The 7,262-nt window shown below is 51.7% G+C and carries 6 protein-coding genes; 5 read left to right on the top strand and 1 reads right to left on the bottom strand.

The features are described from left to right. The first annotated feature begins 510 nt into the window (after positions 1-510). The 5 genes from apcA (at position 511) to ACN4EK_RS31560 (ending at position 5,818) form a co-directional block, all read left to right on the top strand. Complete coding sequence (gene apcA, locus ACN4EK_RS31580) at positions 511-996, top strand: allophycocyanin subunit alpha (RefSeq protein ID WP_431662415.1); 486 nt, start codon at positions 511-513, stop codon at positions 994-996. Positions 997-1,062: 66 nt separating this feature from the next. Beyond that, the gene (apcB, locus tag ACN4EK_RS31575) at positions 1,063-1,548 is read left to right on the top strand and encodes an allophycocyanin subunit beta (protein ID WP_431662414.1); all 486 of its coding nucleotides are present in this window, start codon (positions 1,063-1,065) and stop codon (positions 1,546-1,548) included. 302 nt (positions 1,549-1,850) lie between these two features. Further along, complete coding sequence (locus tag ACN4EK_RS31570) at positions 1,851-2,054, top strand: phycobilisome linker polypeptide (protein WP_431662413.1); 204 nt, start codon at positions 1,851-1,853, stop codon at positions 2,052-2,054. A 99-nt stretch (positions 2,055-2,153) separates the two neighbouring features. Then, the gene (locus tag ACN4EK_RS31565) at positions 2,154-2,891 is read left to right on the top strand and encodes a 4'-phosphopantetheinyl transferase family protein (protein WP_431662412.1); all 738 of its coding nucleotides are present in this window, start codon (positions 2,154-2,156) and stop codon (positions 2,889-2,891) included. 566 nt (positions 2,892-3,457) lie between these two features. Continuing rightward, on the top strand, positions 3,458-5,818 hold the full coding sequence (locus ACN4EK_RS31560) for a ribonuclease R family protein (RefSeq protein ID WP_431662411.1): 2,361 nt from the start codon (positions 3,458-3,460) through the stop codon (positions 5,816-5,818). Positions 5,819-5,834: 16 nt separating this feature from the next. Here the strand turns inward: ACN4EK_RS31560 and ACN4EK_RS31555 are convergent, their stop codons facing one another. Next, complete coding sequence (locus ACN4EK_RS31555; protein WP_431662410.1) at positions 5,835-7,160, bottom strand: glycosyltransferase family protein; 1,326 nt, start codon at positions 7,158-7,160, stop codon at positions 5,835-5,837. Positions 7,161-7,262 lie beyond the last annotated feature (102 nt).

The following is a 7,262-nucleotide window of genomic DNA, read 5'->3' as shown; positions in this document are numbered from 1 at the left end:
AGATGTGTATAAGAGACAGCCCCATCTCCCTCACCTTCCCCATCTGCCGAATTTACCCAAATCCACTCCGGCTACCGCCTCACCCTCAACGACTACCTGCCCGCCGCCCTGATGCAGTAACCCGCCTCACCTCCCCCACTGCCCCATCTCCCCACCTGATTTTCAGCTAAATCTGAGGAGAAATATTACAAACTATTACAGGTCAATCGGGAGTGCGATCGCAATGCCGCACAATAATTGCGGAAGGTAACTGAGTCTAAAGGTGCTGTATGCGGTGTGCTAGCAGTCTTCAAGCAGACAATGTTAGTTGCAAACAGTACATGCTCAGGCGTATCATTTGCTCTTGAGCCGAAAAGCCTTGTTCAGGAACCACTCTAGATCCTTTGCGAAGTTGAGCTATGCGAATCTTTGTCAAGGTTGATGTAGATGGTTCACAGGCAGACTTGGAAGCCGATTTGGGAAACCCCATACATAACACAACCGGTTACATTCTTCTGGAGGAATCCATCAATGAGTATTGTCACGAAATCAATCGTGAATGCTGATGCTGAAGCTCGCTACCTCAGCCCCGGCGAACTGGATCGGATCAAGAGCTTTGTGACAACGGGTGAGCGCCGCCTGCGGATCGCTCAGACCTTAACCGAATCCCGTGAGCGGATTGTTAAGCAAGCTGGCGACCAACTGTTCCAAAAGCGCCCTGATGTTGTTTCCCCCGGTGGTAACGCTTATGGCGAGGAAATGACCGCTACCTGCCTGCGTGACCTCGACTACTACCTACGTCTCGTGACCTATGGAGTGGTTGCTGGTGATGTCACTCCGATCGAAGAAATCGGTATCGTCGGCGTTCGCGAAATGTACAACAACCTGGGCACCCCCATCCCGGCGGTTGCTGAAGGCGTTCGTGCGATGAAGAGCGTTGCCACCTCCATGATGTCTGGTGAAGACGCGGCTGAAGCAGGTGCTTACTTCGATTACATCATCGGCGCAATGCAGTAAGGGTTCTCCCAAAACTGCACATAACCAAAATATCGCTCAAGATTACGTGATTTAAGGGATTTAATCATGCAAGACGCAATCACTTCGGTTATTAACTCCTCAGACGTACAGGGCAAATACCTGGATTCTTCGTCTCTGGACAAGCTGAAAGGCTATTTCTCCACTGGCGAACTGCGCGTTCGTGCCGCTACCGCTATCAGCGCTAATGCTGCTGCGATCGTTAAAGAAGCTGTCGCTAAGTCGCTGTTGTACTCGGATATCACCCGTCCCGGTGGCAACATGTACACCTGCCGTCGTTATGCTGCTTGCATCCGCGACCTCGACTACTACCTCCGTTATGCCACCTACGCCATGCTGGCTGGCGATCCTTCCATCCTGGATGAGCGCGTTCTCAATGGCTTGAAAGAAACCTACAACTCTCTGGGTGTACCCATTGCTGCAACTGTGCAAGCAATCCAAGCCATGAAGGAAGTTACCGCTGGTCTAGTGGGTGCTGACGCTGGTAAAGAAATGGGCGTTTACTTCGACTACATCAGCTCTGGCTTGAGCTAACATCTTCCGGCAATTGGCGAATGGGGACTGAATCAGTTGCCTGAAGCCGATCGCTAACCTGACAGAGGTTTGAAAGTCCGGAGTGGGGGCTAGCCTATTAAAGGCTGATCTCGTTACCAGGTTTGTTTTGATGGTCTAGTTCTCGCTCCTGACTTTCAACCTTAATTTCCGGTCTTCCTGACCCCTCCCAATAGAAGAGTTTTTGCTTTAAAAGCATTCAGTCAAATCAAACGTTGCTCTTGGCATTGCTAACGTTTGTTCACATTCAAGATTTCTAGACTCAATCCAGGAGAGACAGCCCTATGCGCATGTTTAAGATTACCGCCTGTGTGCCAAGCCAAACCCGCATTCGGACTCAGCGCGAGCTGCAAAATACCTATTTCACGAAGCTAGTTCCCTTCGACAACTGGTTCCGTGAGCAGCAACGCATCATGAAAATGGGCGGCAAAATTACCAAGGTTGAGCTCGCCACTGGCAAGCCCGGAACCAACACAGGTTTGCTGTAGTTTCTCCAATCGGTTTTGTTTACGCTGTTTTAGTTGATAAAACAGATGCGAGTGAGAGGTCGGGCTGACCTCTTTTTTATTGCAGCACTTGCTTGGACTATGCCAATCACGGAACCCATCTGGTCATCCGCTCCTCCCACACTGACCCTACCGGAGCATCAGGTTCATGTTTGGCGATCGTCGTTACAGCGATCGGCAACGGAAGTAGCCGAACTGGCACAAACCCTGTCACCAGATGAACGGCAGCGAGCCGAGCGATTTCGCTTCCCCATCCATCAGCAGCGCTTCATTGTCGGTCGGGGTATGTTGCGATCGCTGTTAGGTCGCTATCTGGAATGCGATCCAGCCCAGGTACAATTCCAGTATGGGGCGCAGGGTAAACCAGCATTGCCGGTGACAGAGGGGCAACCCAGGCTTGAGTTTAATTTGGCACACTCCGATGATTTAGCCGTGTATGCGATCGCCCACACGATGCCCGTAGGGATTGATTTGGAAAAAATTCGAGCGATCGCAGATTTATTGCAACTGACCCAACGCTGGTTTGCCGAGCCAGAACATGCCGCTATCCAGGCAACTCCTGTGGCTGAGCAGCCAGTTACCTTTTTTCAGTATTGGACCTGTAAAGAAGCCATCCTCAAAGCCCGAGGTCAGGGGGTGGGAGAACTCAAACTGGTAGAAATTTCCTTTGATCATCGAAATAACGACCCAGTTTGGCTTCAGCCTGAACCGACTCCGACGGATGTTTGGCAACTGAAGTTGTTTACGCCTGCCCCAGAGTTTGTCGCCGCGATCGCGGTGAATGCCGAACAATTGCACGTCGAATTTTGGCAAGGCTAACTCGCATTTGCCTGACAAAAGTTTAAGGAAAATTTGACAGGTTTACCGGGAATGCGGAAGTATTAATTAGAGTGGAGAAACCGCACAAAATTGTTAGGACGGCAGCATTAAGGATCAACACCTTGAATTGGATGACTTAATCCTGGCAGCCTGATAGTTGGTGATGCGGATGGTGCGCCTGCTCTAGGGTCATTCTGCATAACGCTGGATCCGGCTATTGTCTTCGCACGATGCTTAGTAGCCAATTCAGTGTGAGCGCTTAACGTGGCTCGATGCGGCTGAGTGGGTTTCTGAACTCAACTTCACCTTGAAAGCCTGCTGAACCTGCTTTCGGCATGATTTCAGGACTGAGGTGGCGGATGGCTGAACTTATCCAGACGGATATTTGAGCAACTTGCGGGCAGCAAGGTTTTCATTCGGTTGAACAGTTCGAGGATACCATCGTTAGTACAAGGCTATCGCTTCGCAACGGTTTCAGCAAGATGAAATGGTAATGTACAAAGCTCCCACAGGTTGGATTATCGATCGATCGGTTAGCAATTAGAAATACGAGGGTCTATCGCTTCATGGAATTTTCGATCGCTGCCCTACTGGCAAACTTTACAGACGACAAACTGGTTGCCCCCAAGGTTTTAGAGAAAAAGCTGGATTGCAATGATGATGCCAGTGTCCGCAAGCTGCAAATTGCCCTGGATGCCCTGGAAAAGATCGGCATTCTGGTTAAGGAGCGGGGGCGCTATCGTCGAGTCACGGAGGAAGGCATAGTCGAAGGAAAACTACGCTGTTCCAGCAAGGGCTTTTGCTTTGCCATTCAGGATGTGGAAGGGGCAGAGGATATTTACATCCGGGAGAGTCAATTAAATAATGCCTGGAATGGCGATCGCGTGTTGGTGAGGGTAACGAAGGAAGGCAGTCGTCGTCGCAGCCCCGAAGGAGAAGTGCGGTTAATTCTGGAGCGATCGAATCCTTCAGTTCTAGCCCGAGTTAAGCAAAGCGATAACGGCTTTTGGGCAATGCCCTTAGACGATCGCTTACTGTTTGAATTGCAACTCCAACCGAATGGTGGGGATTTAGAATCCGCGATCGACCAGTTGGTGCATGTGCAGGTGTTGCGCTATCCCCTGGGACAACATCCTCCCCTGGGGAAAGTGGCGCGGATCTTAGGCAGTGATACCGAAGCATCGGATATTGATATTGTCTGCTGCAAACATGATTTACCCCAGGCATTCTCCGATGCCGTTTTAGATGAAGCGAAATCCCTATCGACCAAACTGACGAAGGCAGAACTTAAACAGCGTTTGGATTTGCGTGATCTGACCACGTTAACGATTAAAGCCGATGTGCGGCAGGCAAAACACGACAGCGTGGATGATGCCATTACCTTAGATCAAACCAAGTCGGGGCATTGGCGCTTAGGAATTCATATTGCCGATGTATCGCACTATGTTACCCCCGGTTCCTGGCTCGATCGAGAAGCCCAGAAGCGAGGGGTTTCCGTCTACCTGGGGGATCTGGTCGTACCCATGTTGCCCGATCCACTGACCAGCAATTTATGTGCTTTTCAGGTGGGCAAGGATCGGTTAGCCATTTCCGTGTTGGTGACATTGAATGCGGCGGGTGAAGTGACGGAATATGAGATCCAGCCCACGGTGATTCAAGTCGATCACCAACTCAGTTATCAGCAGGCCCAGGCCATTCTGGAGCGATCGACCAATCCCTCTGCAACTGCCGACATTCAAGAATTTACGTCGATCTTTGAGCTACTCGATCAAATTTCGGCATTAAGTGAAGCCTTGAAAGAGCAACGACGGCAACGGGGAGCATTTGAGCTAAACTTACCCGAAAAGCCACTTCCCAGCGATGAACAAGCGGATCAAACGGGCAAATTCCTGTTTACGCCTAAGTTTCACTATGACGACGAGGGCGCATTAGGGGCAATGGTCGTCTCCCCATCAGTGCCAACCCACGGCATGATTGCGGAACTAATGTTATTGGCCAATCAACTGGTGGCGGAACATCTGCAAGCATTGGGTGTACCGGGCATTTATCGAGTTCATGCCACTCCCGACCCCGATGACGTTCAGGAGTTAATGAAACTGGTTTCCAGTATGGGCATTGACTTACATCTGGAACAGGACGATCAAATTCAGTCCCAGGATTATCAACGTTTTACCCAGAAGTTTGCGGAATCAGGAGCAGAACGTGTCCTCACCTACCTGTTGCTAGAAACGTTGAAACCGGCGTTTTATAGTACAGCGCCCCGGGCACACTTCGGTCTGGCATTGGAGCAAGGCTATACCCACTTCTCCTCCCCCGTCCGCCGCTATCCCGATCTGTTGGTACATCGGGTGTTACATGCCGTGTTTGATGAAGGTCGCGATCGTAAAACAGCTCGTACCAAAGAAATTGTGAATCTGCGCCATAGTTCCTGTCATGGCGAAATTAGCTGGAACGTCCTACCACCCGAATTGCATCAAGAACTGGAATCCCATTTCCATGCGGTTGCCGTCCACTTAACGGAGCGGGAGCGGATCGCTCAGGAAGCCGAACAGGATCTAGAAGGATTGAAGAAAGCCGAACTGATGCGAGAACGCACTGGGGAAATTTTCCACGGCTTAATTACTGGTGTTCAATCCTACGGGCTGTTTGTGGAGATTGAGGAACTGTTGGTGGAAGGATTGGTTCACGTCAGTTCCTTAAAAGACGATTGGTATGAGTATCGATCGCGGCAACAAACTCTGGTGGGACGCAAAAACCGGAAGCAATATCGCCTGGGCGATCGGATTGAAGTCCAGGTAAAAAGCGTCGATTACTACCGCCAGCAAATTGATCTGGTGGCAGTCGGAGGGGGGAGTCAGGCAACCGAGGACGACGTGGAACCCGATGAGCTAGATGATGTGCCGGAAATGGATTCCGAGGAGGAATAGAACACCGGATCCCGCCCTAGCGCTTGAGCGATTCCAGTGAGACTCTGACTAAGCGATAGGCTCCCGCCCGGGCGATTTCCTGATATTGATCAGGCGTTAGTCCTGTGCGATCGATCACCTTCGGCATCCCCAGGATCAGAGCACCGGACATGATATCATCCTCGACCATCCGGCTTTCCAGGTAGCCCTCTACCCGAGAGGCGCGGAACAGGTAGCGCACCCGATCCTGGGTATAGAACACCAGGCTGGGCTTCTCAAAGCCCACCATGATGAACCGCTCCTCTGGCTGTTTAGCGGCTACGGCGACCTGCGCTAACTGGCGTAACGGTAACTGACGTTCGGCATCGACAATCAGCATCATCGGATGCACGACCAGCATCAAGAATGCCAGGAAACCAATCACATTAGCCGTCCAGATCCAGCGTTGCCGCCACAGCAACAGTCCCGCGATCGCGATCGCCGTCACTCCTAAAATCACACTACCTAACTGAGGTAAACCCGATTCCTGAAGCCGCAACCCTAAATTGGGCATTGCCGCATCCTGATTCAGCCAGTTCGGGCTTTTGACGAGTACGATCGCTAACGCCATAAAAGCAGCGACATTTAACCCCTGACTCAACCACAGCCGCGATCGTCGTCCCGGTGCTGCCCAATCCCTGACCCATAATTGCGCCACCAAAATCGCCGCAGCAGGCACCAGAGGTAAGGTATAGCTGACCACTTTGGTACTGGCAACGGTAAAAAACAGCAGGACGACCAGAAACCAACTGAGCGCGAAGATGCCTAACTGCTGCGATCGAGGTTGGGCTTGCCAGACTCGACGCTGCCAGGGTCGCAGTCGGGCGACCGCGGCAGGCAGGTAAACTGACCAGGGTAAAAAGCCCGCCGCGACGATGAAGAAGTGAAAGTACCAGGGTTCCTTGTGGCGATTTACAACCATCGTAAACCGCTCAAAATTGTGATAGCCAAAAAATGACCCAATAAACGCATCCCCATTGGCTAGCGTCACCAACACATACCAGGGGACAGCGATCGCACAAACAATCAAGCCACCTCGCAGGAGTCGCAGTTCCCGCAGCACATTCCAGCCATTACCCACATACGCCAAAAACCCAGCAATGATTAACCCCGGCAGCACAATCCCCACGGGGCCCTTCGCTAACACCGCCAACGCCATCAGCCCATAAAACGTCAGATACCAGCGCTGCTGTACCGCCGATCGCTCGGGTTGGGCATACCCCAGAAAGAAGGCAAACAATGAGCCACCCATACAGGCACTCAGAAGCATGTCCGAATGCCCAGTCCGACCCCAACCAAAGGTATAGGCATTGAGGGTAAGCATAGTGGTGGCGAGGAGGGTAGTGAGGGGAGAGGGGGATGGGGAGGATGAGGGCGATGGAGGAGAGGAGGAGGGTGGGGGAGAAGCTGTCTCTTATACACATCT

The organism is Pantanalinema rosaneae CENA516 (assembly GCF_050753385.1).
Classification (GTDB): Bacteria; Cyanobacteriota; Cyanobacteriia; order Leptolyngbyales; family Leptolyngbyaceae; genus Pantanalinema; species Pantanalinema rosaneae.
Note: the sequence above shows the minus strand (reverse complement) of the source record. Positions and strands in the feature narration are given on the sequence as shown.

Bases quoted from the DNA above. Each gene is read 5' to 3' on its own strand.
- ACN4EK_RS31565 (WP_431662412.1), top strand. From the start codon at position 2,154: ATGCCAATCACGGAACCCATCTGGTCATCCGCTCCTCCCACACTGACC.
- apcB (WP_431662414.1), top strand. From the start codon at position 1,063: ATGCAAGACGCAATCACTTCGGTTATTAACTCCTCAGACGTACAGGGC.
- ACN4EK_RS31560 (WP_431662411.1), top strand. From the start codon at position 3,458: ATGGAATTTTCGATCGCTGCCCTACTGGCAAACTTTACAGACGACAAA.
- apcA (WP_431662415.1), top strand. From the start codon at position 511: ATGAGTATTGTCACGAAATCAATCGTGAATGCTGATGCTGAAGCTCGC.
- ACN4EK_RS31570 (WP_431662413.1), top strand. From the start codon at position 1,851: ATGCGCATGTTTAAGATTACCGCCTGTGTGCCAAGCCAAACCCGCATT.
- ACN4EK_RS31555 (WP_431662410.1), bottom strand. From the start codon at position 7,160: ATGCTTACCCTCAATGCCTATACCTTTGGTTGGGGTCGGACTGGGCAT.